The organism is Pseudomonas sp. BAV 4579 (assembly GCF_009765395.1).
Classification (GTDB): Bacteria; Pseudomonadota; Gammaproteobacteria; order Pseudomonadales; family Pseudomonadaceae; genus Chryseomonas; species Chryseomonas aestiva.
Map to the genome: position 1 here is coordinate 1 of NZ_WHOV01000110.1, position 24,391 is coordinate 24,391.

General features: G+C 67.8%; 21 protein-coding genes and 1 riboswitch. Of the genes, 13 read left to right on the forward strand and 8 right to left on the reverse strand.

Features of this window, described 5'->3' with window-relative positions:
* The first annotated feature begins 128 nt into the window (after positions 1-128).
* The 3 genes from cbpA (at position 129) to GSQ95_RS19695 (ending at position 2,434) form a co-directional block, all read left to right on the forward strand.
* Positions 129-1,073, forward strand: a complete 945-nt coding sequence (gene cbpA, locus GSQ95_RS19685; RefSeq protein ID WP_158891298.1) for a curved DNA-binding protein — start codon at positions 129-131, stop codon at positions 1,071-1,073.
* Complete coding sequence (locus GSQ95_RS19690; RefSeq protein WP_158891296.1) at positions 1,073-1,381, forward strand: chaperone modulator CbpM; 309 nt, start codon at positions 1,073-1,075, stop codon at positions 1,379-1,381. Before cbpA ends, GSQ95_RS19690 begins: the two co-directional genes overlap by 1 nt.
* Positions 1,382-1,690: 309 nt before the next feature.
* Positions 1,691-2,434, forward strand: coding sequence for a TIGR00266 family protein (locus GSQ95_RS19695; RefSeq protein ID WP_158891294.1), 744 nt, complete (start codon positions 1,691-1,693; stop codon positions 2,432-2,434).
* A 35-nt stretch (positions 2,435-2,469) separates the two neighbouring features.
* On the opposite strand, the gene GSQ95_RS19700 is transcribed toward GSQ95_RS19695, so the two are convergent.
* On the reverse strand, positions 2,470-3,378 hold the full coding sequence (locus GSQ95_RS19700; RefSeq protein ID WP_158891292.1) for a helix-turn-helix transcriptional regulator: 909 nt from the start codon (positions 3,376-3,378) through the stop codon (positions 2,470-2,472).
* A 332-nt stretch (positions 3,379-3,710) separates the two neighbouring features.
* Between GSQ95_RS19700 and GSQ95_RS19705 the strand changes: the two genes are divergently transcribed.
* From GSQ95_RS19705 to GSQ95_RS19720, 4 genes are all read left to right on the forward strand, one after another.
* Positions 3,711-5,045: an MFS transporter gene (locus GSQ95_RS19705; RefSeq protein WP_158891290.1), complete on the forward strand. Its 1,335-nt coding sequence runs from the start codon at positions 3,711-3,713 to the stop codon at positions 5,043-5,045.
* Between the two features lie 185 nt (positions 5,046-5,230).
* On the forward strand, positions 5,231-5,980 hold the full coding sequence (locus tag GSQ95_RS19710; RefSeq protein WP_158891288.1) for a fumarylacetoacetate hydrolase family protein: 750 nt from the start codon (positions 5,231-5,233) through the stop codon (positions 5,978-5,980).
* Positions 5,977-6,741: an SDR family oxidoreductase gene (locus tag GSQ95_RS19715; RefSeq protein WP_158891286.1), complete on the forward strand. Its 765-nt coding sequence runs from the start codon at positions 5,977-5,979 to the stop codon at positions 6,739-6,741. The genes GSQ95_RS19710 and GSQ95_RS19715 overlap by 4 nt, the downstream gene beginning before the upstream one ends.
* Positions 6,742-6,761: 20 nt before the next feature.
* On the forward strand, positions 6,762-7,718 hold the full coding sequence (locus GSQ95_RS19720) for a 2-hydroxyacid dehydrogenase (protein WP_158891284.1): 957 nt from the start codon (positions 6,762-6,764) through the stop codon (positions 7,716-7,718).
* A 7-nt stretch (positions 7,719-7,725) separates the two neighbouring features.
* On the opposite strand, the gene GSQ95_RS19725 is transcribed toward GSQ95_RS19720, so the two are convergent.
* The 4 genes from GSQ95_RS19725 to GSQ95_RS19740 all read right to left on the reverse strand — a co-directional run bounded on the left by GSQ95_RS19725 (position 7,726) and on the right by GSQ95_RS19740 (position 11,103).
* Positions 7,726-8,622, reverse strand: coding sequence for a metal ABC transporter ATPase (locus tag GSQ95_RS19725; RefSeq protein WP_158891282.1), 897 nt, complete (start codon positions 8,620-8,622; stop codon positions 7,726-7,728).
* 98 nt (positions 8,623-8,720) lie between these two features.
* Positions 8,721-9,536, reverse strand: a complete 816-nt coding sequence (locus tag GSQ95_RS19730) for an aldo/keto reductase (RefSeq protein WP_158891280.1) — start codon at positions 9,534-9,536, stop codon at positions 8,721-8,723.
* Positions 9,533-10,708 (reverse strand): FAD-dependent oxidoreductase, encoded by a 1,176-nt coding sequence (locus GSQ95_RS19735; protein WP_158891278.1) that lies wholly within the window; start codon positions 10,706-10,708, stop codon positions 9,533-9,535. The genes GSQ95_RS19730 and GSQ95_RS19735 overlap by 4 nt, the downstream gene beginning before the upstream one ends.
* A gap of 62 nt (positions 10,709-10,770) precedes the next feature.
* Complete coding sequence (locus GSQ95_RS19740) at positions 10,771-11,103, reverse strand: multidrug efflux SMR transporter (protein WP_007162114.1); 333 nt, start codon at positions 11,101-11,103, stop codon at positions 10,771-10,773.
* An 84-nt stretch (positions 11,104-11,187) separates the two neighbouring features.
* Between GSQ95_RS19740 and GSQ95_RS19745 the strand changes: the two genes are divergently transcribed.
* Both GSQ95_RS19745 and GSQ95_RS19750 read left to right on the forward strand, forming a co-directional pair.
* The gene (locus GSQ95_RS19745; RefSeq protein ID WP_158891276.1) at positions 11,188-12,072 is read left to right on the forward strand and encodes a LysR family transcriptional regulator; all 885 of its coding nucleotides are present in this window, start codon (positions 11,188-11,190) and stop codon (positions 12,070-12,072) included.
* A gap of 224 nt (positions 12,073-12,296) precedes the next feature.
* On the forward strand, positions 12,297-13,583 hold the full coding sequence (locus GSQ95_RS19750) for an MFS transporter (protein ID WP_158891274.1): 1,287 nt from the start codon (positions 12,297-12,299) through the stop codon (positions 13,581-13,583).
* Here GSQ95_RS19750 and GSQ95_RS19755 read toward each other — a convergent pair.
* Both GSQ95_RS19755 and GSQ95_RS19760 read right to left on the reverse strand, forming a co-directional pair.
* Positions 13,580-14,944: an MFS transporter gene (locus GSQ95_RS19755; RefSeq protein ID WP_158891272.1), complete on the reverse strand. Its 1,365-nt coding sequence runs from the start codon at positions 14,942-14,944 to the stop codon at positions 13,580-13,582. The genes GSQ95_RS19750 and GSQ95_RS19755 overlap by 4 nt on opposite strands.
* A gap of 166 nt (positions 14,945-15,110) precedes the next feature.
* A complete protein-coding gene (locus tag GSQ95_RS19760; RefSeq protein ID WP_133862595.1) occupies positions 15,111-16,058 on the reverse strand; it encodes a LysR family transcriptional regulator in 948 nt (315 codons plus the stop codon).
* Positions 16,059-16,166: 108 nt separating this feature from the next.
* Between GSQ95_RS19760 and GSQ95_RS19765 the strand changes: the two genes are divergently transcribed.
* The 3 genes from GSQ95_RS19765 (at position 16,167) to waaA (ending at position 20,619) form a co-directional block, all read left to right on the forward strand.
* A complete protein-coding gene (locus tag GSQ95_RS19765; RefSeq protein WP_158891271.1) occupies positions 16,167-17,348 on the forward strand; it encodes a fumarylacetoacetate hydrolase family protein in 1,182 nt (393 codons plus the stop codon).
* 32 nt (positions 17,349-17,380) lie between these two features.
* Positions 17,381-19,165, forward strand: a complete 1,785-nt coding sequence (locus GSQ95_RS19770) for an IlvD/Edd family dehydratase (protein ID WP_158891270.1) — start codon at positions 17,381-17,383, stop codon at positions 19,163-19,165.
* A gap of 188 nt (positions 19,166-19,353) precedes the next feature.
* Positions 19,354-20,619 (forward strand): lipid IV(A) 3-deoxy-D-manno-octulosonic acid transferase, encoded by a 1,266-nt coding sequence (gene waaA, locus GSQ95_RS19775; RefSeq protein ID WP_158891269.1) that lies wholly within the window; start codon positions 19,354-19,356, stop codon positions 20,617-20,619.
* Here the strand turns inward: waaA and GSQ95_RS19780 are convergent.
* On the reverse strand, positions 20,565-22,061 hold the full coding sequence (locus tag GSQ95_RS19780; RefSeq protein ID WP_158891268.1) for a TolC family outer membrane protein: 1,497 nt from the start codon (positions 22,059-22,061) through the stop codon (positions 20,565-20,567). The genes waaA and GSQ95_RS19780 overlap by 55 nt on opposite strands.
* Before the next feature lie 109 nt (positions 22,062-22,170).
* A riboswitch (TPP riboswitch) is annotated at positions 22,171-22,297 on the forward strand.
* A gap of 103 nt (positions 22,298-22,400) precedes the next feature.
* Here GSQ95_RS19780 and thiC point away from each other — a divergent pair.
* Positions 22,401-24,278 carry a phosphomethylpyrimidine synthase ThiC gene (gene thiC, locus GSQ95_RS19785; protein WP_158891266.1) on the forward strand — a complete coding sequence of 626 codons (1,878 nt, stop codon included), beginning with the start codon at positions 22,401-22,403 and terminating at the stop codon, positions 24,276-24,278.
* The last annotated feature ends 113 nt before the right edge of the window (positions 24,279-24,391 follow it).

Sequence of the window (24,391 nt, forward strand, 5' to 3'; positions counted from 1 at the left end):
GTTGCCACTCCTCGCCATAGCCCTGCTATGACTCGTCGCGGCGCCTAGCCCAAGAGGAAAAATCACTCGCCAACTCTTGCGCGAACCTCTGAAGCACCACACTAGGCAGCCCCCCACTGGAGACCGCGATGGACTTCAAGGACTACTACGAGATGCTCGGCGTCGCCCCCGACGTCGACGACAAGACTCTCAAGACCGCCTATCGCAAGCTGGCGCGCAAGTACCACCCCGATGTGAGCAAGGAGGCCGATGCCGAAGCCCGCTTCAAGGAGGTGGCCGAGGCCTACGATGTCCTGCGCGATCCGCACAAGCGCGCCGAATACGATCAGGTACGCCTCTACCAGCAGCAGGGCGAGCGCTTCCAGGTACCGCCCGACTGGCAGCCCGGATCCGGTGCCGACTACAGCGATCCCCACGCCGGTTTCGGCGAGGACTATTCCGACTTCTTCGAGTCCCTGTTCGGCGCCGCCGGGCGTTCCCAGCACGGTGGTTTCGCCCGCCGTGGCCGCGACATCGAACTGGAATTACCGCTGTTTCTCGAAGAGAGCCAGGCCGGCAGCACCAAGCCGCTGAGTTTCAGCCTGCCGCAACGGGATGAGCTGGGTCGCCGCGTCGGCGAGAGCACCAAGACGCTTAACGTCAAGATTCCCGCCGGCAGCGGCGATGGTGAACGCATCCGCCTGAAAGGGCAGGGCGAGCCGGGGCTCGGCGGTGCCGAGGCGGGAGATCTCTATCTGGTCATCCGCCTGGTGCCCCACCCGCTGTTCGACGTGGATGGCCAGGATCTGGTGGTCAGCGTACCGCTCGCCCCCTGGGAAGCTGCGTTGGGCGCCAAGGTGCAGGTGCCGACGCTGGATGGGCAGATCATGCTCAGTATCCCGCCCGGCAGCCAGAACGGTGCGCGGTTGCGGGTGCGCGGCAAGGGCCTGGCCGGCAAGGCCGGGCAGGGCGATCTGCATGCCCTGCTCAAGGTGGTGATGCCGCCTCAAGGCGACGAAGAAACCCAGGCGCTGTGGCGCCAACTGGCCGAGCGGGCGGCCTTCGATCCCCGCCGCGACTGGAGGAGAGTCTGATGAGCAGTCTGATCGTCCTGCAGGAATTCTGCGTGCTCTGCGAGGTAAGCGAGCCGGTGGTGGTAGAGATCGTCGAGCACGGCATCCTGGCGCCACAGCGGGGCAAGCGCCCGTCCGAGTGGCATTTCGATACCGGCGCTCTGCACCGCGCCCGTCGCGCCGTGCGCCTGCGCCACGAACTGGACCTGGACTGGTCCGCGACCGCCCTGGCCCTGCACCTGCTGGACGAGGTGGAAGAGCTGCGCCGCGAGAACCAGCGCCTGCGGCGGCGCCTGGAGCGCTTCGCCGGCGAGCTGCGCGACGTCTGACCAGCCTGCACGAGTGCCCCCTCTCCCTCTGGGAGAGGGCTGGGGTGAGGGAAGCTGGAGCTTGAAGTTCGGTCCAGCCGCGGCCACGGCAATCGCTGCCCCAGCCAACCGAGTCCTGCCCGTAGGAGCGGCCCGTGGCCGCGATCTCCTGAAGGTCCAACCCCAGGGTAAAAACCACGTCAGCATCCCAAGTGACCCTTCTACCCCATTTTTCACATTACCCAAGCCACCGCTGGCGCCGGGCCTGGCATCCCAACCCCTGCCATCGCTGCTAGGCTGAGCGCCCCAACAGCGGTACAGGAAACTCCCATGCCCAGCCATATCCTCGATCACCGCATCCTCGGCGAATCCCAGCAGGCGGTGGAAATCGGTCTCGATCCCGGCGAGACGGTGATCGCCGAGGCCGGTGCCATGGCCTACATGGAGGCCGACATCGACTTCACCGCGCGCATGGGCGACGGCTCCGCTGGCTTGCTCGGCAAGCTCTGGGGCGCCGGCAAGCGCATGCTCGGCGGCGAGTCGCTGTTCATGACCCATTTCACCAACGAAGGGCGCGAGAAGCGCCACGTTGCCTTCGCCGCGCCCTATCCGGGGCAGGTGATTCCGCTGGATCTCGCCGCCCTGGGCGGCACCCTGTTCTGCCAGCGCGACTCCTTTCTCTGCGCCGCCAGGGGCACCCGCATCGGCGTGGCCTTCACCCGGCGTCTGGGCGCCGGCTTCTTCGGTGGCGAGGGCTTCATCCTGCAGCGGCTGGAGGGGGAGGGCATGGCCTTCGTGCATGCTGGCGGCACGGTGATCCGCAAGGAACTGAGGGGCGAGACCCTGCGCCTGGACACCGGTTGCCTGGTGGGTTTCACCAGCGGCATCGACTACAACATCAAGCTGGCCGGAGGCCTGCGCAGCATGCTGTTCGGCGGCGAAGGCCTGGTGCTGGCGACCCTGAGCGGCCACGGCACCGTGTGGATCCAGACCCTGCCCTTTTCCCGGCTAGCCGGCCGGGTCCAGGCCGCGGCCGCCGGCGGCGTCGGCGAACGTCGCGCCGGTGGCGACTGATCCGTTCGGGCCACCCCGGGCATGCCTGGCGGGGCTCAGCTGCCCAGCTGACGGCGGAACTGGCTGGGTGGTACGCCCTGGGCCTGGCGGAAGCGCCGGGAAAAGTAGGCTTCGTCGGCGAAGCCGCAGCGCGTGGCGATCTCGCCCACCGAGAGTTCGGTGTCCAGCAGCAGGCTCCTGGCCAGGTGCATGCGGCGCTCCAGCACCAGTTCGCTGAAGGTCTTGCCGGTTTCCTTGCGCAACCAGTGCGACAGGTAGTTGGGCGACAGGAAGCTGGCCGCCGCCACGGTCTTCAGGTCCAGTTCTGGGTCGGAGAGATGATGGCGTACGTACTCGGTCATGCGAGCCAGGGCGTTGCGGCGGTTGCGTCGGGTGGCATTGACCGCAGCGAGCGCCTGCAGGGGATCGGCGTAGGCCCGGCAGACGAGCGCGATGAGTTGCAGCAGACAGCCCTTGAGGTATTCCCGCGTGCCGAAGGGGCGTTCCGCCGCGGTATCCAGGGCCTGCATCCGCTCGAGCAGAGCGAGTACCTCCGCCCAGTCCTGCTCGTCCAGGGCGAAATCCAGCTCGCCCTGGAAACGAAAGGGGGCGAGTTCGGGAGCCTGCTGCAGGCTGACGTCTTCCAGGTCCAGAGGCGAGCAGTCCAGGTGGGGTAGCAGGAAGTGCTGGTCGAAGTTCAGCAGCAGCGCCCGGCTACCGGGTTCCGGCGGGATGTGATGCAGCCGATGCGGCAGGACGAAGGCCAGGTTGCGTTCGGCGAAGGGCCGCTCGACGTTGCCGATGCGCTGGCTGCCCGCCGCGCCCAGATTGACCTGGATCTGGAAATACTCGTGGCGATGGGGCAGGGGCTCGCCGGTGGAAAAGGATTTTTCACGGATATGGAAGTCGGCCTTGGCACTGCGTTGGCGCATGCCAAAAGTGGGAACGCGGGGGGTGGCACGCATCTTTCTCTCCAAAGGCAGACGCAGGAACGCTGCCGGTAAAGGTGTCGCTGCGCGGGCGCTGGCGATCGTCCAAGTCGAGCAATGAGCGGCCTTCCCTCGATCCGCTCTAGCCCGCGACTCCATTCCCGTCCGGATAGGTGCCGAGGCGCGTAGGGGAATCTGGATTTATCCACGCACTTGATGGCTGACCCTGTCGCCAGGCTTCTCGGACAGTTGTCAAGGTGTAGTCATACGATAACCTACATCTGTTGCAACAGGGGTAATGCCGTTCCGCCGGCGGCCCCGGGAAACCTCCCGCCACGCGCTCTCCAACAATAAAAAGGGGCTCTGGAATGTCGACTCTCTCTACCTCTCCCAAGACGGCCGCCACCCGCGATGCCGCCGCCGCCCGGGCACTGCCGACGCGGCGCCGCTGGTTCATGCTGACGTTGCTGCTGGTCGCCACCGTCATCAACTACGTGGACCGGGTGAACATCTCCATCGCCGCACCCTTCCTGTCCCGCGACCTCGGCCTGGACAAGATCCAGATGGGCCTGATCTTCTCCGCCTTCGCCTGGACCTACGCCTTCGCCCTGGTGCCTGCCGGTTTCATCGCCGATCGCTTCGGCTCGCGGCTGGTGTACGGCGCCTCCCTGATCACCTGGTCCGCCGCGACGGTGGGGCAGGGCATGGTCGGCGGCTTCGCGTCGCTGTTCGGCCTGCGGCTCGCCGTCGGCGCCCTGGAAGCGCCGGCCTTTCCGGCCAACAGCCGGGCGGTTACGGTGTGGTTCCCGGCGCGCGAGCGCGGCATGGCCAGCAGCATCTACGTCTGTGGCCAGTACCTCGGCACGGCGCTGTTCACCGGGGGCCTGCTGTGGCTCGCCACTCACTACAGCTGGCGCCACGTGTTCTATGTGACCGGCAGCGCCGGCATCCTCTTCGGCCTGGTCTGGCTGTGGCTCTATCGCGATCCGAGCGAGTGCAAGAAGGTCAGCCCGGAGGAGCTGGCCTATATCGAAGAAGGCGGCGCCTTGGTCAAGAGCGCGGGCGAGCGTACGCGTTTCGACTGGCGGCAACTGGCTGAACTGCTCAGCTACCGGCAGGTGTGGGCGATCTGCCTGGGCAAGTTCGCCAGCACCTCGGCGTTGTATTTCTTCCTCACCTGGTTCCCCACCTACCTGATGGAGGAACGGCAGATGAGCACCATCAAGGTCGGCATCTTCGCCGTGCTGCCCTTCGTCGGCGCCACCGTGGGTATCCTGCTGGCCGGAGCGGTATCGGACCTGCTGATCCGCCGTGGCTTCTCGCTGTCGTTCGCGCGCAAGCTGCCGCTGGTGGTGGGATCGGCTTTGGGCATGTCCATCGTGCTGGTCAACTTCACCGATTCCAATCTGCTGTGCATCGCCATCCTGACCTGCGCCTTCTTCGCTCAGGGGATCGCCTCGGCGTCCTGGGCGGCGGTGTCGGAGGTGGCGCCCAAGGAGTTGATCGGCGTCACCGGCGGCTTCACCAGCCTGGCGGCGAACATTGGCGGAATCGTCACTCCCACGGTGATCGGTTTCATCGTGCAGAGCACCGGCACCTTCGCCTACGCCTTCTGGTTCATCGGCACGGTGGCCCTGATGGGCACGCTGTCCTATTCCTTCCTGCTCGGTCGGCTGCGCCGCATCGAATTGCGCCCGCGCTGAGGGCCTGCGGCCAGGCCTCGTCGCAAGCCGCCACTCCGTTCGGTAGCGGCGGCTTGCGTCCGTCGAGGGAGCTGGGCCGCGCCGCTCAGGAGCCGTCTTTTGTCCAGACGATAGCCGGAAAACTGCAAATTCCCCTGGTGACTTTCTCCTAGCATGGGATCACCCACCCGCTCAGGACGATCCCCATGCTCGTCGATGCCCCCGCTTCCTTCGCTTCACCCCTGCCGCCTCTGCCAGCGCCACCGCCGCCCGCCAGCATCGCCATCGCCGGCCATGGCGAGCGCTTCATCGTCGGCCGGGTGTTCTGTCTGGGCCGCAACTATGGCTGGGACGGGACGCCCGTCGCCCGCGGGGCCACACCGCTGTATTTCATGAAGCCCGCCAGCGCGGTGATGGACGCCCGGGGCGAAGTGCCCTTTCCGCCTGCCACCACCGAGTTCTGCCACGAAGTGGAACTGGTGGTGGCCCTGGGGCGCGGCGGCTTCCGCATCCCGGTGGCGACGGCACTCGAGCACGTCTGGGGCTACGCCGTGGGATTGGACATGACCCGTCGCGACCTGCAGGTCCGAGCCAAGGCCGAGGGCCAGTCCTGGGAGGCGGCCAAGGGCTTCGACGGGGCGGCGCCCATCGGACCTCTGGTCCCCGTAGCCGAGTGCGGCCATCCCGCCCAGGGCGCCATCTGGCTCGCGGTGAACGGCGAGGAGCGGCAGCGCGCCGATCTGGGCGAACTCATCTGGTCGGTGGCCGAGGCCATCAGCCTGCTGTCCGGCTACCTACCGCTGCAGCCCGGCGACCTGCTCATGACCGGTACGCCGCCCGGAGTCACGCCACTCGCGGCTGGCGACGTCATCACCGCCGGCATCGCCGGTCTCGGGCGGCTCGATCTGGTGGTCGGCCACCCCCCGCAACCCTGGAATCCTGGAGAACAACAATGAACGAGACTTCCACCCCGCGCATAGCCCTGGTGACCGGTGCTGGTAGCGGCATCGGCAAGGCTGTGGCCCTGGCCCTGCTCGATGCGGGCTTCACCGTGGTGCTTGCCGGGCGGCGCAGTGAGCCGTTGCAGGCGCTGGTCGACCTGGCCCTGGGGCGGGGTCAGCAGGCCCTGGCGATCCCCACCGACGTGCGCGATCCGGCCAGCGTGGAGCGACTTTTCGTCCAAATCGAGCGGGAGCTGGGACGCCTGGACCTGCTGTTCAACAATGCCGGCGTCAACGCCCCCGCGGTGCCGGTCGACGAGTTGCCGCTGGACAACTGGGACAACGTCCTCGCCACCAACGTCACCGGCGTCTTCCTCTGCGCCCGCGCGGCCTTCGGCCTGATGCGGCGCCAATCGCCCCAGGGCGGGCGGATCATCAACAACGGCTCCATCTCGGCCCACGCCCCGCGGCCGTTCAGCGCACCCTACACGGTGAGCAAGCATGCGGTGCTGGGACTGACCAAGAGCCTGGCGCTGGATGGTCGGGCCTACGACATCGCCTGTAGCCAGATCGACATCGGTAACGCCCTCACCGAACTGTCGGAGCGCATGACCCGGGGCGTGCGTCAGGCCAATGGCGAGACCGCCGTGGAGCCCATGTGCGACGTCCGGCATGTGGCCGATGCGGTGCGCTACATCGCCGGACTGCCGTTGTCGGCCAACGTCCTGAATCTGACCGTGATGGCCACGAAGATGCCCTTCGTCGGCCGCGGCTGAAACCCGTGGAGGAATTCCCCATGAGCAAACCCGTCATCCTGCAACTCAGCGCCATCCTGATTCCGGCGATCCGCGAGCGCCTCGCCGAGCGCTTCGAGGTACACCGCTACTTCGAGATCGAAGACCAGGCGGCCTTCCTCGTCAGCCACGGTGCCCGTATCCGCGGCGTGGTGACCGGCGGCCATACCGGCATCGCCCGGACACTGCTGGAGCAGTTGCCGGCGGTGGAAGTGATCGCCGTCAATGGGGTCGGTACCGATGCCATCGACCTGGCCTACTGCCGCGACCGCGGCATCAAGGTGGCGGCTACCCTGGGTGCCCTGACCGAGGACGTGGCCGACCTGGCCGTAGGCCTGCTCATCAGCGCCTGTCGCGGACTCATGGAAGGCGACGGCTTCGTTCGCGCGGGCCACTGGGCCAGCAGTCCCACGCCGCTGGCACCGTTGCCGCTGGCGCGCCGCTTCAGCGGCATGCGCGTCGGGATCGTCGGCCTGGGCCGGGTCGGACGGGCGGTGGCCACCCGGGTCGCCGCCTTCGGTTGCCCGGTCGCCTACACCGATCTGCGGCCGATGACCGATGTCGAGCACACCTTCGTTGGTGACTTGGTCGAACTGGCCCGCCAGAGCGATGCCCTGGTGGTCGCCGCAGCGGCGGACCAGACCAGTGGCATCATCAATGCCCAGGTGCTGGAGGCGTTGGGCCCGGACGGCTTCCTGGTCAACATCGCCCGCGGCAAGCTGGTCGATGAAGCCGCGCTGATCGCCGCCCTGCGCAAGGGGCAGATCGCCGGCGCCGGGCTGGACGTCTTCGTCGACGAGCCGCGGGTACCGGCGGCGCTGAGGGAGGATTGGCGGGTAGTGCTGCAACCGCATCGGGCCAGCGCCACGCTGGAAACCCGGACGCGGATGGGCGAGATGGTGATCGAGGCCCTGGAGACGGGCCTCGCCGGGGGCGAACCGGTCGGGCGCGTGGCCTGAGCCGGCCTCAGGCCCGCTGCAGGGCGCTCTGGGGCGCCATGCGCTCCAGCCAGTCACGCCAGCGCACCCGGCTGTCGTGGACCAGCCAGCCGTCCTGGCGGGCGAAGCTTTCCGACAGCCAGAGGCCGCGGCTCGACACCGGCAGGCGCTGGCCGGCGGACAGGGTGTAGAGCTCGCCAGTGGGCTTGCCGTCGTCCAGGGCGACCAGATAGAGGTCCGGGCGCTGGCGCGCCAGACGCGCCAGCAACTGGCCGTTCTCGATCTTCTCGTCGACGTGGAACAGACTTGGCGCCTTGCATTCCTTGGGCAGTTCCAGCAGCAGGTCATAGACCAGTTGCAGCGAGGCGGTGGGGGTGTGCACATAGGCGCGTGGGCGCTCCAGCAGCGCCAGACTGCCGCAGCGCACCGGCCGCGCCGCGCCCGAGCGCGGGGTCAGGCGAAAGGCCACGTCCTCGCGGTAGGGCAGGGCCGGGGCATAGGGTGTCGGCAGCCAGGTGTCGGCGAAGCGTCCGGCCAGCCAGCCGCGCGGCGTCTCGATCAGGCACTCCTCGGCCACCTCCTGCACGGCGGTGAGCAGCGGCAGGGCCAGTTCGTGGGTCGGGATGTAACCGGAGATCAGCTTGAGCACCACGTCGCCCCGATCGGGCCGGCGCTGGCGCACCAGCAGCCAGTGATCCTGGCCCTGCCAGTTCAGCGTCAGCCGCACCGAGACGCCCAGGTTGGCGAGCTTCGCACTGAAATGCTGGGCATCCTCGATCTCGATCGGCTTGCGCCGCTCCAGCATCTCGTTGAAATTCAGCGGTTGGCCGAGCGCCTGGTAGGTGAGGCCGTCATGATTGGCCTCGACCGAAAGGGGCAGGGTCTTGAACGCCTTTGGATTGTGGCGGGCGATGAGCTGGGGCATGGCCGACTCCTGTTGTAGTGTGCCGCGGACGCGCCGTCCCGGGCGACCGGGCAGGACGTCCAGCGGACGAAGGCAAGGGTTCAGCGAAACGCTCTGGATCAGGGCCGAGCGGAGATCACTTCGGCCAGGGTACGGACATTATGTGACAGGTGCAGGGGATCGATAGTGCCGACTATCGCACCGCTCACCCCGGGCTCGCCGAATACCCGGGCGAAGCTCGCGCGCACCGGATCCTGGCTGGTACCGAGCACCGCGTGGCCGCTGGCCAGCGCCTTCTTGATCAGGATGCCCTTGCCCTGGGCGGCGGCGGCCCGGATCACCGGGATCTCGGCGTCTTCGTTGAGGTTGAAGGTGACCATGGCGCAATCGCCGGTCTCCAGCGCCTTGAGGCCGCCGGCGACGGTCTTGCCGGAAAAGCCGAAGGCGCGGATCAGGCCTTCGCGCCTGAGCTCGGCCAGGGCCTCGTAGCAGCCGCTGTCCTGGAGGATGGCCAGGTCGTTACCATCGGAATGCACCAGCACCAGGTCCAGCCAGTCGGTCTCCAGCCGGCGCAGGCTGCGTTCCACCGAGCGGCGGGTATGGGCCGGGCTGAAGTCGAAGCTGGACAGGCCATCGGTGAATTCCTCGCCGACCTTGCTGGCGATCACCCAGTGCTGGCGCTGGCCACGCAGCAGCGGACCCAGGCGTTCTTCGCTGCGGCCATAGGCCGGCGCGGTGTCCAGCAGGTTGATGCCCAGCTCGCGGGCCAGGCTGAGCAGATCGGCGGCGCTGCGGTCGTCGGGGATGGTGAAGCCGTTGGGGTACTTCACGCCCTGGTCGCGGCCGAACTTGACCGTGCCCAGGCCCAGTGGGGAAATCTCGAGACCGGTGCTGCCCAGCGGACGCTGCAGACCGTGCAGGGTGCGCAGGCTCATGGCAGCAGCTCCTCCCAGAAGGGCGCGGCCACCGGTGGGTGCGGATGGACGGGCAGGGCGGGGTGCTGTCCCGGCGCGATGCCGTCGCGGTCGAGATTGGCCAGGACCCGGTCGGCCAGGTCCGGCGACAGCGCCAGCTTGGTCGGCCAGCCCACCAGCAGGCGGCCTTCCTCGGCGAGGAAGGCGTTGTCCGGGCGCACCAGTCCGGATTGCGCCGGCTCGGCGCGATCCACGCGCAGGGTTGCCCAGCGGGCGCCGTCGAAGTCGATCCAGGGCAACAGGCGCTGCAATTCCTCGCGTGCCGTGGCGATCTGCGCCGCTGGCTCACGGGCCACGCCCTCGGCCTCGGCCAGGTCGCCGCCCAGGTACCACAGCCACTGGCCGTCGGCGGTGGGGTGGCTGGTGATGGTCACCCGCGGCTTGGGGCCGCCGCCCAGGCAGTGCGCATAGAGGGGTTTGAGCATGGGGCCCTTGACCACCACCATGTGCAGCGGGCGGCGCTGCATGGCCGGTTGTTCGAGGTGGAGCGCCTGGAGCAGATCGGCCATGCCGGCGCCGGCGGTGAGCACGATGCGGCGGGCGCGGATGGCCTGGCCGTCCACCACCAGACCGGTCAGTTCGCCGTCTTCGCGCAGGGGCTGGAGGTCATGCCCGGCCAACAGGCTGTCACCGGCCAGTTCGGCCAGGTGTGCGACCAGGCTGGGCACGTCCAGCACCAGCTCGGCCAGGCGATAGACCTTGCCCTTGAAGGCGCGGTCGCGCAGGGCCGGCGGCAGCTCGTCGCCCTTGACCGCATCCACCCGGCCGCGCACCGCCTTGCTGGCGAAGAAGCTGGTGAGGTTGCCGGCCAGGCTGCCCGGCGACCAGAGGTAGTGGGCCTCGGAGAGCAGGCGTACCCCGGAAAGATCCAGCTCGCCGCTGCCGGCCAGGCTTTCGCGCCAGCGCCGCGGCATGTCGGCGATGGCCTCGGAAGCACCGGTGAGCATCCCGGTCAGGGCGTATTTGGTGCCGCCATGGATGATGCCCTGGGACTTGCCGCTCTGGCCGCCGCCCAGGGCGCCGGTCTCCACCAGCACGGTGGCGTAGCCGGCGCGTCTGAGACGGGCGTTGAGCCAGAGGCCGGCGACGCCGCCGCCGACGATGAGGATATCGGTGGACCAGGGTTGGGACATGAACGGCCTGCTCGGATGATCGGCAAAGGAGTGATTTTACACGCTCCTCGCCGCCGCTGGTCTCAATGCCCGGTGCTGCCGGAAAACAGCTGGATCACCACCACCCCGGCGACGATCAGCCCCATGCCCAGCAGGGCCGGCAGGTCCAGCTTCTGGTCATAGAGAAAGGCCGCGGCGATGCTCACCAGCACGATGCCGAGTCCAGCCCAGATGGCGTAGGCGATGCCCACCGGGATGCTGCGCACCACCAGGGTCAGCATCCAGAAGGCCAGTCCGTAGCCACAGATGACCAGGATCAGCGGCAGCGGCTTGCTGAAGCCGCTGATGGCCTTCATGGAGGTGGTGGCGACGACTTCGGCGGCGATGGCGATGGCCAGGTAGATGTATCCGCTCATGGGGCTTCCTCCTGTAGAAGGCCCCCATTGTGCCTTTCCAGGCGATGGGTGACAGTTGATACCTATCTGTTGAGGAGATGGGTCGTGCAGTGGAATCTTGAGCAACTGGAGATCTTCGTCGGCATCGCCGAGGGCGCGAGTTTCCCGGCCATGGCGCGGCGTCTGGGCCGGGCGCAATCGGCGATCAGCTCGGCCATCGCCCTGCTGGAGACCGACCTGGGCGTCGTGCTGTTCACGCGCAGCAATGGTCGCACGCCGGTCATCACCGCGGCCGGGCTGGCGCTGCTGGAGGAGGCGCGCGAAGTGCTGCGCCAGTGCCAGCGCCTGGACAGCCGAGCCCAGGCGCTCTGTGCCGGTCAGGAACCGCTGTTGCGCCTGGCCCTGGACGAGGCCATGCCCTACCAGCCGGTGCTCGATGCCCTGGACGCCCTGGCCGCGGCCTTCCCGCACCTGGAAGTCCAGCTCACCAGCGGCGCCCAGGGCGATGTGGCGCGCAAGCTGCTGACCGACCAGGCCGACCTCGGCCTGCTGTTTCGCCATGAGCACATGCCCGAGGCCCTGGAGCGCCAGGCCCTGGGCGATGTCGCCCAGGTCACCGCCTGCGGTGCCCATCATCCCCTGGCCCGCCAGCGTGGGGTAGGGCGACGCGAATTGGCCCGCCATCGCCAGCTGCTGATCGCGCCGCTGGAGCATCCCTATCCTGGCGGCGAGCAGATCGCGCCCCAGGTGTGGCGCGCCGACAGCTTCTATCTGCTCGCCGAATTGCTGATGCGCGGCCTCGGCTGGGGTTGGCTGCCGCGGCACGTGGCGCGCTATCCCACTTACCAGGGATTGCTGGCCGAACTCGCCTGCGACTGGGTACCGCCGGCCCTGGTGGTGGAACTGGCCTGGCGCCGCAACGCTGCCCCGGGGCCGGCCGCGCGCTGGTTGGCGCAGCGGCTGGCCGAAGAGTTGCGGGCGATTGGTTAAGATTGATGGGTTGGGCTTCGCTGCGCTCAGCGCCAACCTACGCAGAGCGCCCGTAGGTTGGCGCTAAGCGCAGCGAAGCCCAACAAGACGGACCTTCAGCACTCGCCCACGGCCCATGCCAACGAAAGTCCCATTCTGGCCAGATCCGTGGGGCAGCTTGACCAGCGCCAGGTCGCCAGGACTGCAATACTCGACTCCTCCCTTCCCCGCTCGTGACGATCGCCATGACCCCACTTCCCGCCCTCGGCCAGCGCTATGTCTTCGTCGTCCTGGCACTGATCTTTCTCGCCCTGCTGGTCTCGGCCGGGGTGAGGTCCACCCCGGGCGTATTGCTGCTGCCGCTGCAGGAGACCTTTGGCTGGAGTCGCGAGACGGTCTCGCTTTCTGCCGCCATCGGCATCTTTCTCTATGGCCTGGTCGGGCCCTTCGCCGCCGCCCTGATGCAGACCCTGGGCATCCGCCGGACCCTGCTCGGCGGCCTGACCCTGATCAGCCTGGCCACCGCCCTGAGCACCCTGATGCGCGAACCCTGGCATCTGGTCGCCACCTGGGGCGTGCTCAGCGGCCTGGGTACCGGTTGCGTGGCCATGGTGCTGGGGGCTGCCATCGTCAATCGCTGGTTCGTCGCCCGCCGGGGCCTGATGATGGGCCTGCTGGCGGCCAGCACCGCCACCGGCAACCTGGTGTTCCTGCCGCTGCTGGCCCATCTCGCCAGTCAGGAAGGCTGGCAGACCGTGGTGCTGACCGTGGCCGTGGCCAGCGCCGCCCTGATTCCGCTGGTGGCCTGGCTGCTGCCCGAACGGCCGGCGGACGTCGGCCTGCGGCCCCATGGCGCCCCGGCGGACTACCAGGCGCCAGTGGCCTCCGCACCGGGCAATCTGTTTCGCGTGACCCTCGGCACCCTGGCCATGGCCAGTCGGCGGCGCGATTTCTGGCTGCTGTTCCTGACCTTCTTCGTCTGCGGCTTCACCACCAATGGCCTGATCGGCACCCACTTCATCGCCATGGGCCACGACCATGGGCTGTCCCAGGTGCAGGCCGCCGGCATCCTCGCGCTGATGGGCATCTTCGACCTGGTGGGCACCACCGCTTCCGGCTGGCTGACCGACAGATACGATCCGCGCCGGCTGCTGTTCGTCTACTACAGCCTGCGCGGCCTCTCGCTGATCTACCTGCCGTTCTCCGGCTTCGCCCCCGAGCAACTGCTGCTGTTCGGCATCTTCTACGGGCTGGACTGGATCGCCACCGTGCCGCCCACGGTCAAGCTGACCAACCAGAGCTTTGGTGAAAGGAGCGCGCCGGTGGTGTTCGGCTGGGTATTCTGCGGGCACATGCTCGGCGCCGCCTGCGCGGCCTTTCTCGCCGGGGCCCTGCGCGAGCACTTCGGCTCCTACCAGGAGGCCCTGGTACTGGCTGGGCTGACCGGTCTGCTGGCGGCGCTGATGGCGCTGTGGATCGGCCGGCCGAGCGCCGCGGGAGCCGGGCGCTCGGCCGTGCCCGAGGCGGGCTAGGCGGGCTTGAGGTCCAGCGGCACGGCGGTCGGCGTGCGCTGCAGCATCGAGGCCGGGATCGCCAGGATCAGCAGGCCGCTGACGAACAGGCAGGCGCCGAGCACATAGGTGCCGTTGTTGATGTCGCCGGTGAGGGTTTCCATGGTCGCGGTGATCATCGAGCCGGTGAAGCCGGAGAGGTTGCCGATGGCGTTGATCATGCCGATACCCGCCGCCGCGGCGACGCCGGAAAGCAGGGTGCCGGGCAGCGACCAGAAGATCGGCATCAGCGCCAGCAGGCCCGAAGCGGCCACGGTGAGGAAGAAGATCGACAGCACGATGTTGTGGATGAACCAGGCGCTCAGCACCAGGCCCAGGGCGCCGACGAAGGCCGGCACCGCCGCGTGCATGCGCTGCTCGCCGGTGCGTGCCGAGTGGCGGGCGTTGAGCAGCATGACCACCAGGGCGACGCTGTAGGGGATGGCGGTGAGCAGACCGATCTGCAGGCTGCCACTGATCCCGGCGTTCTTGATGATCGAGGGCATCCAGAAGGCCAGGCCATAGAAGCCGGTGTTGAAGGTCAGCAGGATGAACACCAGCAGCCAGACCCGCGGATTGAAGAACACCTCGCTGAGGCGCGACGCCTTGCCGGCGTTCTGCTGCTCCAGGTTGCGCTTGAGCAGGGCCTTTTCCCGGGCGTCCAGCCAGGGCGCCTGGTCAATGTTGTCGCTCAGGCAGCAGAACACCACCACCGCCATGATGATCGAAGGCACCCCTTCCACCAGCAGCATCCACTGCCAGCCGGCCAGGCCGTGCCAGTTGTGCAGGCTGCTCATCAGCCAGCCGGAAAGCACGCCGCCAAAGCTCAGGCTGAAGGGCAGGGCGATGAGAAAGCCCGACATCACCCGACTCTGCCGGCGGGTCGGAAACCAGTAGTTGAGATAGAGGATCACCCCGGGAAAGAAGCCCGCCTCGCAGACGCCCAGCAGGAAGCGCAGCACGTAGAAAAGGGTGCTCGACTGCAGGCCGAAGAATTGCGCCAGCGGCTGGGTGAAGGCCACCGCCATGGAGATGATCGCCCAGGTCAGCATGATGCGGGCGATCCAGAAACGCGCGCCGTAGCGATGCAGCAGCAGGTTGCTGGGGACCTCGAAGAGGAAGTAGCCCCAGAAGAACATGCTGGCGCCGAGCGCGTAGACAGTGTTGCTGAAGCCCAGGTCGTCGAGCATGTCCAGCTTGGCGAAGCCGACGTTGACCCGGTCCAGGTAGGCGGCGATGTAGCACAGCAGCAGGATCGGCAGGATACGCAGCACCACTTTTCGGTAGGTGCGTTCTTCGAAGGCGTCGCCAGCGGCGCCCTGGGGAGCGGTGGTCTCGAACATGGGAATGACCTTCGGGGCCTTGGGGCCCGTTGTTGTTATTGAAGAGGTCGAAGGCGGCCGGGGATGCGGGGTGGCCGTCTGAATCGCCAGGCCACTCTAGGAGCGGGAGCGATTCTTTCCCAATGGCATTTGCGGATCATTCGATAACGGCGCGTTATCGAGCCGTCTAGGCTGCGGACTCCTCGCGACCGGCATGGCTCAGCAGGATGGCGGCGAATTCCCGGGCCGCCTCGCCGAGGGGTTCGCCCTTGCGGGTGAGGATGCCGTAGTCCTGCGCCGGCAGGTGCAGCGGCAGCTCCAGGGCGCTGAGCGCGCCGCTGGCGAGATAGGGTTCGACCATGGCCTCCGGCAGCATGCCGATCATGGGGCCGGCGCGCAGCACCTGGAGAAAGGTCTGCATGGAGATGGTATCGATGGTGTTGCTCGGCACCGGCAGGCCGGCGGCGGCAAAGGCCCGCTCCATGCGCCCGCGGATGGGCGTGCCCTTGGGATAGAGGATCCAGGGCCAGGCCAGCACCTGGTCGAGGCCCACGGGCCCGCTGCCCACCAGCGGGTGATCGGCGTTGACCACGAAGCGGAAGGGCTCCGGCGCCAGGGGCTGGAAGTCGAAGCGCTGGGCCTGGGCTTCGTCGGTGAAGCGCGCCACCGCCAGGTGCAGCAGCTTGTCGTCGAGCATTTCCATCAGGTGATCGCTGGTCTGCTCCACCACCTCGATGGCCAGCAGCGGCCAGCGCTGCTTGATCGCGACGATGGCCTGCGGCAGGGCCACCGCCGTGGCGGCGAAGATGCCGCCGACCTTGAGCTGGCCGTGGCCGCCGCGTCTCAGGCTGTCGATCTGCTCGGCGAAGTCGCGGGCATCGTTGAGCGCCACCCGGGCATAGCGCAGCACGTGCTCGCCCAGCGCTGTGGGCGGCATGCTGCGCGGCTGGCGCTCGAACAGGGCAAAGCCCAGCAGGTGCTCGAGCTCCTTGAGCATCTTGCTGATGGCCGGCTGGCTGAGGTTCATCTGCTGCGCCGCCAGGTGCATGTTGCGGGTGCGCCCCAGGGTGTCGATCAGCAGCAGGTGGCGAAACTTGAGCCAGTGGCTGATCTGGCTGAACGACGGCTCGGACACGCATGCCTCCCGGGCGATAAGTGCAGGTTATCGAATGATGAAATAAGCCCATTTGAGTTTATCAGTCCGGCTGCCTAGCGTGGACCCATCAGCCTTGGAGTCCTGCCCATGTCCCTTCGTCTCTCGCCTGGCAACACCCTTCCCACCGATGGCCTGGCCGGCACCCTGGTCGGTCGTGCCTGGGTGCCTGGTCCGCTGGCCGGTCCCTCGCCCGTGGTGCTGCGCGAAGACGGTGTCTTCGATGTCTCGGCTCGCTTCGCTACGCTGAGCGCCCTGTTCGAGGCAGAGGCGCCGCTGCAGGCCCTGCGCGATACCCCCGGGCGCTACCTCGGCAGCCTGGAGGAACTGCTGGCCAACAGCGGCGAACAGGCCGATCCGGGCCGCCTGCATCTGCTGCCGCCGGCCGATCTGCAGGTGATCAAGGCCGCCGGGGTGACCTTTGCCGCCAGCATGCTGGAACGGGTGATCGAGGAGCAGGCCGGCGGCGATGCCGGGCGTGCCGTGGCCATCCGCGAGCAGGTGCAGGCGGTGATCGGCGCGGATCTGCAGGGCCTGGAGCCGGGCAGTCCGCGCGCCCAGGCGCTCAAGGCGCTGCTGATCGAGAAGGGCATGTGGTCGCAATACCTGGAGGTGGGTATCGGGCCGGACGCCGAGATCTTCACCAAGGCGCCGGTGCTGGCCGCGGTCGGCAGCGGCAGCGCCATCGGCATCCACCCCGTGTCCCAGTGGAACAATCCCGAACCCGAGGTGGTGCTGGTGGCGGACAGCCGCGGCCGCCTGCATGGCGCCACCCTGGGCAATGACGTCAACCTGCGCGACATCGAGGGCCGCAGCGCCCTGCTGCTGAGCAAGGCCAAGGACAACAACGCCTCCTGCGCCCTGGGGCCCTTCATCCGCCTGTTCGACGAGACCTTCGATCTCGACCAGATTCGCCAGTGCGTGGTGACCCTGGAAGTCCGGGGCGAAGACGGCTTTCACCTCAAGGGCAGCAGCTCCATGGCGCAGATCAGTCGTGATCCCACCGACCTCGCCGCCCAGACCCTCAATGCCAACCACCAGTATCCCGACGGCTTCGTGCTGTTTCTCGGCACCCTGTTCGCCCCGACCCAGGACCGGGACGCCCCCGGCGGCGGCTTCACCCACAAGGTGGGTGACCGGGTCAGCATCGCCAGCCCGCTGCTGGGAACCCTGCACAATAGGGTGACCACCAGCGACCAGGCCCCGGCCTGGCGCTTCGGCCTCGGTGCCCTGATGCACAACCTGGCCGCCCGCGGCCTGCTGGGTCGCTAACCGCTCTTCACCCATAACAACTAGAGATAGCCATGACTTCCGCCAGACGCCCGCTGCGCAGCCAGCAATGGTTCGATGATCCTGCCCACGCCGACATGACCGCGCTCTATGTCGAGCGCTACATGAACTACGGCCTGACCCGCGACGAACTCCAGTCCGGTCGCCCCATTATCGGCATCGCCCAGACCGGCAGCGACCTCACCCCCTGCAATCGCCACCATCTGGAACTGGCCCAGCGGGTCAAGGCCGGTATCCGCGACGCCGGTGGCATCCCCATGGAATTCCCGGTGCACCCCATCGCCGAGCAGAGTCGCCGGCCCACCGCGGCCCTGGATCGCAACCTGGCCTACCTCGGCCTGGTGGAGATCCTGCACGGCTTTCCCCTGGACGGCGTGGTGCTCACCACCGGCTGCGACAAGACCACCCCGGCCTGCCTGATGGCCGCGGCCACCACCGACCTGCCAGCCATCGTGCTGTCCGGCGGGCCCATGCTCGACGGGCATTTCAAGGGCGAGCTGATCGGCTCCGGCACCGTGCTCTGGCACGCGCGCAACCTGCTGGCGACCGGCGAGATCGACTACGAGGGCTTCATGGCCCTGACCACCGCCGCCTCGCCCTCGGTGGGCCACTGCAACACCATGGGCACGGCCCTGTCGATGAATGCCCTGGCCGAGACCCTGGGCATGTCGCTGCCCGGTTGCGCCAGCATCCCCGCGCCCTATCGCGAGCGTGGCCAGATGGCCTATGCCACCGGCAAGCGCATCTGCCAGCTGGTGCTGGACGACGTCCGCCCCTCGCGGATCATGACCCGCGAGGCCTTCGAGAACGCCATCGTGGTGGCCTCGGCCCTGGGCGCTTCCAGCAACTGTCCGCCGCACCTGATCGCCATTGCCCGGCACATGGGCATCGAGCTGTCGCTGGACGACTGGCAGCGTCTGGGCGAGGACATCCCGCTGCTGGCCAACTGCATGCCGGCCGGCAAGTACCTGGGCGAAGGCTTCCACCGCGCCGGCGGGGTGCCGGCGGTGCTCCACGAACTGCTCAAGGCGGGGCGCCTGCACGGCGACTGCCTGACGGTATCCGGGCGCACCCTCGGTGCCATCGCCGAAGGTGCGGCCAGCTCGGATCCCGCGGTGATCCAGCCCTACGAAGCGCCGCTCAAGCACGGCGCCGGCTTCATCGTGCTCAGCGGCAATTTCTTCGACAGTGCCATCATGAAGATGTCGGTGGTGGGCGAGGCCTTTCGCCAGACCTACCTGGCCGAACCCGGCAAGGAAAACAGCTTCGAGGCGCGAGCCATCGTCTTCGAGGGTCCGGAGGACTATCACGCGCGCATCGACGACCCGGCCCTGGACATCGACGAGCGCTGCATCCTGGTGATCCGCGGCGCCGGGCCGGTGGGTTATCCGGGCAGCGCCGAGGTGGTCAACATGGCCCCGCCGGCGGCGCTGATCAAGAAGGGCATCGACTCCCTGCCGTGCCTGGGCGACGGTCGCCAGAGCGGTACCTCGGCCAGTCCGTCGATCCTCAACATGTCGCCGGAAGCGGCGGTGGGCGGTGGCCTGGCACTGCTCAAGACCAACGACCGGTTGCGCGTGGACCTCAATGCCCGCAGCGTCGATGTGCTGCTGGATGATGCCGAACTGGAGCGCCGTCGCGCGGAATGGACGCCCAACCTGCCGCCGGCCCAGACCCCCTGGCAGGAGCTCTATCGGCAACTGGTGGGCCAGCTTTCCACCGGCGGCTGCCTGGAACCGGCCACCCTGCACCTCAAGGTGATCGCCCGCGAAGGCGGGGTGCCGCGGCATTCGCACTAAGGCTTGTCTGAAAAGTCGCCGAGCGAAGGTCAGGCAAGGCAAAAGTCCGTGAGGGAGCGGAGTTTACGAGTGGTAAATGAGCATCCCGAACGGATTTTTAACGCCGCCTGACCGAGCGCAGGCACTTTTCAGATAAAGCCTTGGAACGGGCTCGCACTGGCGGCATAGCTTCATTAAGCTCTGCCGCCATGAACCGTACCCTCTATAGCCTGATCTTCACCCTGGCCTTGCCCTTCATCCTGCTGCGCCTGCTCTGGCGCGGGCGCAAGGCTCCCGCCTATAGACACCGCATCGGCGAGCGCCTGGCGCTGGGCTTGCCAGAGGTGCCGCCCGGAGGGATCTGGGTGCATGCGGTGTCGGTGGGGGAGAGCATTGCCGCCGCACCGGTGATCCGTGCGCTGCGCCAGCGCCATCCCGATCTGCCGATTACCGTGACCTGCATGACGCCCACCGGCTCGGAGCGCATTCGCGCCCTGTTCGGCAGCGACGTCCACCACTGCTATCTGCCCTACGACCTGCCAGGGCTGGCCGGACGCTTTCTCGACCGGCTGCGGCCCAGCCTGGGGGTGGTGATGGAAACCGAACTCTGGCCCAACCTCATCCACCAGGCGGCGCGCCGCGACATTCCCATCGCCCTGGCCAATGGCCGGCTGTCCGAGCGCTCCGCCCGGGGCTACGGCAAGCTGGGCGGGGTGACCGCGCCGATGCTGGCGGAGCTGGCTTGGCTGGCGGTGCAGACGCCGGTGGAAGCCGAGCGCTTCCGCGCTCTCGGTGCCCGTGCCGAGCGGGTCACGGTGACCGGCTCCATCAAGTTCGACCTGCGCATCGACCCCGAGCTGCCGGCGCGCGCGGCTGCGCTGCGCCAGGGCTGGGGCCAGCGCCCGGTGTGGATCGCCGCCAGCACCCATGCTGGCGAAGACGAGATCCTGCTCCAGGCCCAGCGCCAACTGCTGGCCACCCGCCCCGATGCCCTGCTGATCCTGGTGCCGCGTCATCCCGAACGCTTTCCCGAGGTGCTGGGCGAGGTGCGGAGTGAAGGCTTCAGCGTGATCCAGCGCTCGACGGGGGAGGCGGTGCAACCGCAGACCCAGGTGCTGCTGGGCGACACCATGGGCGAGCTGCTGTTTCTCTACGCCCTGGCCGACGTCGCCTTCGTCGGTGGCAGCCTGATCGAGCGCGGTGGGCACAATCCGCTCGAGCCGGCCGCTCTCGGCGTGCCGGTGCTCAGCGGTCCCCACGTATTCAACTTCCTCGACATCGTCGCCCAGTTGCGCGACGCCGGCGCTGTGGAAACCGTAGCGGAAGCCTCGGCCATCGCTGCCGCCGTAGCCCGGCTCTGGAGCGAACCGGCGGAAGCCGAGCGGCGTCGTCAGGCGGGCCTGGCGGTGTTGGCCGCCAATCAGGGCGCGCTGGAGCGGCTGCTCTCCGGACTGGATAAATTGCTCACGCCCTGAGCGGAACGCGCCGGCAGGACGTCGGCGCGGGTCTTGGCCAGGTCCGGCGGCAGGAAGTCGCGATCCGGGTCGTAGTGGGGGTCGAGATAGCCCGACAGGGCCAGCAGGTCGTTGGGCGCCAGGGTGCCGGCCGCCTGCTTGAGTCTCAGCGTGTCCAGGATGTAGTTGTAGCGGGCGTCGTTGTACTGGCGCACGGCGTTGTACAACAGCCGCTGGGCGTCGAGCACGTCGACGATAGTGCGGCTGCCCACCTGGTAGGCGATCTCGGTGGCTCTCAGAGCGCGCTGGCTGGAGGCGATGGACAGCCGTCGGGCGCGCACCTGCTCGATGTCGGTGTTGATCGCCCGATGGGCATTACGGGTGTTCTGCACCACCTGGCGGCGCAGGCTTTCCTGCTGCTGCTCACTGCGGTCCAGCTGCTGGTAGGCCTGGCGCGCCTGGGAGCTGGTGGCGCCGCCGCTGTACAGCGGTAGCTCCACCTGGATACCGACGCTGCGGCTGTTGACCGGGCTGCCGAACAGGGACAGCTGCTCGGCGTTGGGCAGATTCACCGCATCGTTGTCGCTGTGGCTGTAGCGCGCCACCGCATCCACCGTCGGCAGGTGCCCGGCGCGACGCTGGCGCAGGGTTTCCTGGGCCGCATTGACGCCCTGGCCGGCAGCCAGCAGCTGCAGATTCTGGCGCATGGCGGTGTCCACCCACTGGCGGGCATCGTTGGGTTGTGGCGGCAGGATCGGCAGGTCGTGGCGGATGCCGGCGATGCTGCCATAGTCGCGATCGGTCAGCCGGGTCAGGGCCTGGAAGGCGTCGGCCACCCGCTGCTCGCTCTGGGAGCGGTTGGCCTGGGCGTTGTCGAAGCTGGCCTGGGCCTGGAGCACGTCGGTGTCGTCGGTCAGGCCGACCTTGTAGCGCTCGCGGGACTGGTCCAGCTGACGGTACAGCGCCTTTTCCTCGGCACGGGCGGTGGCCAGGGCGTCCTGGGCGCGCAGGGCGCTGAAGTAGCCCTCGGCGGTCTGCAGGATGAGTTGCTGCTGGGCCGCGGAAAACTGCAGCTCGGCCTGCTCGGTGGCGGCCTGGGCCGCCTTGAGCTGGAACCAGCGATCGGCGCGGAACAGCGGCTGGCTGAGGGTCGCCTGGATCAGCTGGCTGCTGCGGTCGCTGCTGTAGCGGCCACCCTGGACGCCCAGCGCCGGATTGTCCTTGAGCTGCAGGCTGGTGTGGGTGTCGTTGAACTGGGCACCGAGCCCGATCTGCGGCAGCAGGCCGGCGCGCGCCTGGGGCACCGCCTCGCGCTGGGCGCCAAGTCCGGCACGTTCGGCGGCGAGGTCGGCGTTGTTGTCCAGCGCTTCGCGGTAGACGTCGAGCAGGCCATTGCCGGCGACCTGGGCCTGGGCCAGGCCGGCCGTGCTGCAGAGCGCCGCGAGCAGCAGGAATCTTCGCATTCTTGGAGCCTTCCTTGAGGGACCGCGCCAGTGTAGTGGCTTCGTCCGAATCCGCCATAGGAGAGGAAATAGCGGTCGAAGTTTCTGCCGCTCTGGGTTTACACTGGCCGCGTTCTTGTCGGGGTGCGCTACGAGGCGCTGAGATCGGGTAGTCCCGGATCCCGTTGAACCTGATCAGGCTAGGCGCGCCGCATGGCGGTGCGTCAACCTGCGTAGGGAACAAGAGGGCGTCCGCCGTCTCCATCCGTGGTCGCCATCCGTCCGGGCTTGCGTCTCCTTGCGTGCCCACCCCTTCGTCCAGGTTCTTCCCTCGGCAACGCGCCCACCAGGAGAGCCTCGATGAACAAGCAGAACAACGTCACCGACTTCACCCGCGTCGACCGCCAGTCCACCCAGCCGCTGCCCAATTCGCGCAAGGTCTACCTGACCGGTTCGCGTCCCAACATTCGCGTGCCGGTGCGGGAAATCTCCCTCGCCGATACTCCCACCGCGTTCGGCGGTGAAAAGAACGCCCCGGTGTGCGTCTACGACACCTCCGGTCCCTATACCGACCCGGCCGCCCGTATCGACCTGCGCAAGGGCCTGCCGGACGTGCGTTCGCGCTGGATCGAAGAGCGCGGCGACACCGAGCTGCTGGCCGGGCTGTCTTCCGACTTCGGCCAGGCGCGCCTCGCCGATCCGAGCCTGGCCGCCCTGAGATTCGACCTGGCGCGCCAGCCGCGCCGGGCCAAGGCCGGGCGCAACGTTTCCCAGATGCACTATGCCCGCCAGGGCATCGTCACCCCGGAGATGGAATACATCGCCATCCGCGAGAACATGAAGCTGCAGGAAGCCCGCGCCGCCGGCCTGCTCGGCAATCAGCACCGCGGCCAGAGTTTCGGCGCCAGCATTCCCCGGGAGATCACCCCCGAATTCGTCCGCGACGAGGTGGCCCGCGGCCGCGCCATCATCCCGGCCAACATCAACCACCTGGAGCTGGAGCCGATGATCATCGGCCGCAACTTCCTGGTGAAGATCAACGGCAACATCGGCAACAGCGCCCTGGGCTCCTCCATCGAGGAAGAGGTGGAGAAGCTGACCTGGGGCATCCGCTGGGGCGCCGACACCGTGATGGACCTGTCCACCGGCAAGCATATCCACGAGACCCGCGAGTGGATCATCCGCAACTCGCCGGTCCCCATCGGCACCGTGCCCATCTACCAGGCCCTGGAAAAGGTCGATGGCGTCGCCGAGGAGCTGACCTGGGAGCTGTTCCGCGACACCCTCATCGAGCAGGCGGAGCAGGGCGTGGACTACTTCACCATCCATGCCGGGGTGCGCCTGCACTACGTGCCCCTGACCGCCAAGCGCGTCACCGGCATCGTCTCCCGCGGCGGCTCCATCATGGCCAAGTGGTGCCTGGCGCATCACAAGGAAAACTTCCTCTACACCCACTTCGAAGACATCTGCGAGATCATGCAGGCCTACGACGTGAGCTTCTCCCTGGGTGACGGCCTGCGCCCGGGCTCCATCGCCGACGCCAACGACGCCGCCCAGTTCGGTGAACTGGAAACCCTCGGCGAACTGACCAAGATCGCCTGGAAGCATGACGTCCAGACCATGATCGAAGGTCCGGGCCATGTGCCCATGCAGCTGATCAAGGAAAACATGGACAAGCAGCTGGAGTGCTGCGACGAGGCGCCGTTCTACACCCTCGGCCCGCTGACCACCGATATCGCCCCGGGCTACGACCACATCACCAGCGGCATCGGCGCCGCCATGATCGGTTGGTTCGGCTGCGCCATGCTCTGCTACGTGACGCCCAAGGAGCACCTCGGCCTGCCCAACAAGGACGACGTCAAGACCGGCATCATCACCTACAAGATCGCCGCCCATGCCGCCGATCTGGCCAAGGGGCACCCTGGCGCCCAGATCCGCGACAACGCCCTGTCCAAGGCGCGCTTCGAATTCCGCTGGGAAGACCAGTTCAACCTGGGCCTGGACCCGGACACGGCGCGCGCCTTCCATGACGAGACCCTGCCCAAGGACTCCGCCAAGGTGGCGCACTTCTGCTCCATGTGCGGGCCCAAGTTCTGCTCGATGAAGATCACCCAGGAAGTCCGCGACTACGCCAAGGAAAACGGCCTGACCGACGAGCAGAAGGCCATCGAGGCCGGCTTCCAGGAACAGGCGGCGCGCTTCAAGGACGAAGGCGGGGTGATCTACAAGCAGGTCTGACGACCGTAGGTTGGCGCTGAGCGCAGCGAAGCCCAACAATGCCCGACGTCATCCACGGCGTCGGGCGCCCTCAACCCCTTGCTCACGAGACCCATCATGGCCCAGGCCCCCGG

Excerpts from the sequence above, each read along its gene's own strand:
- GSQ95_RS19705 (WP_158891290.1), top strand. The coding sequence starts at position 3,711 with ATGTCGACTCTCTCTACCTCTCCCAAGACGGCCGCCACCCGCGATGCC.
- GSQ95_RS19730 (WP_158891280.1), bottom strand. The coding sequence starts at position 9,536 with ATGAGCCTGCGCACCCTGCACGGTCTGCAGCGTCCGCTGGGCAGCACC.
- GSQ95_RS19735 (WP_158891278.1), bottom strand. The coding sequence starts at position 10,708 with ATGTCCCAACCCTGGTCCACCGATATCCTCATCGTCGGCGGCGGCGTC.
- GSQ95_RS19755 (WP_158891272.1), bottom strand. The coding sequence starts at position 14,944 with ATGTTCGAGACCACCGCTCCCCAGGGCGCCGCTGGCGACGCCTTCGAA.
- GSQ95_RS19750 (WP_158891274.1), top strand. The coding sequence starts at position 12,297 with ATGACCCCACTTCCCGCCCTCGGCCAGCGCTATGTCTTCGTCGTCCTG.
- GSQ95_RS19740 (WP_007162114.1), bottom strand. The coding sequence starts at position 11,103 with ATGAGCGGATACATCTACCTGGCCATCGCCATCGCCGCCGAAGTCGTC.
- GSQ95_RS19725 (WP_158891282.1), bottom strand. The coding sequence starts at position 8,622 with ATGCCCCAGCTCATCGCCCGCCACAATCCAAAGGCGTTCAAGACCCTG.
- cbpA (WP_158891298.1), top strand. The coding sequence starts at position 129 with ATGGACTTCAAGGACTACTACGAGATGCTCGGCGTCGCCCCCGACGTC.
- GSQ95_RS19710 (WP_158891288.1), top strand. The coding sequence starts at position 5,231 with ATGCTCGTCGATGCCCCCGCTTCCTTCGCTTCACCCCTGCCGCCTCTG.
- GSQ95_RS19780 (WP_158891268.1), bottom strand. The coding sequence starts at position 22,061 with ATGCGAAGATTCCTGCTGCTCGCGGCGCTCTGCAGCACGGCCGGCCTG.
- GSQ95_RS19720 (WP_158891284.1), top strand. The coding sequence starts at position 6,762 with ATGAGCAAACCCGTCATCCTGCAACTCAGCGCCATCCTGATTCCGGCG.
- GSQ95_RS19715 (WP_158891286.1), top strand. The coding sequence starts at position 5,977 with ATGAACGAGACTTCCACCCCGCGCATAGCCCTGGTGACCGGTGCTGGT.
- waaA (WP_158891269.1), top strand. The coding sequence starts at position 19,354 with ATGAACCGTACCCTCTATAGCCTGATCTTCACCCTGGCCTTGCCCTTC.
- thiC (WP_158891266.1), top strand. The coding sequence starts at position 22,401 with ATGAACAAGCAGAACAACGTCACCGACTTCACCCGCGTCGACCGCCAG.
- GSQ95_RS19765 (WP_158891271.1), top strand. The coding sequence starts at position 16,167 with ATGTCCCTTCGTCTCTCGCCTGGCAACACCCTTCCCACCGATGGCCTG.
- GSQ95_RS19695 (WP_158891294.1), top strand. The coding sequence starts at position 1,691 with ATGCCCAGCCATATCCTCGATCACCGCATCCTCGGCGAATCCCAGCAG.
- GSQ95_RS19690 (WP_158891296.1), top strand. The coding sequence starts at position 1,073 with ATGAGCAGTCTGATCGTCCTGCAGGAATTCTGCGTGCTCTGCGAGGTA.
- GSQ95_RS19700 (WP_158891292.1), bottom strand. The coding sequence starts at position 3,378 with ATGCGTGCCACCCCCCGCGTTCCCACTTTTGGCATGCGCCAACGCAGT.
- GSQ95_RS19770 (WP_158891270.1), top strand. The coding sequence starts at position 17,381 with ATGACTTCCGCCAGACGCCCGCTGCGCAGCCAGCAATGGTTCGATGAT.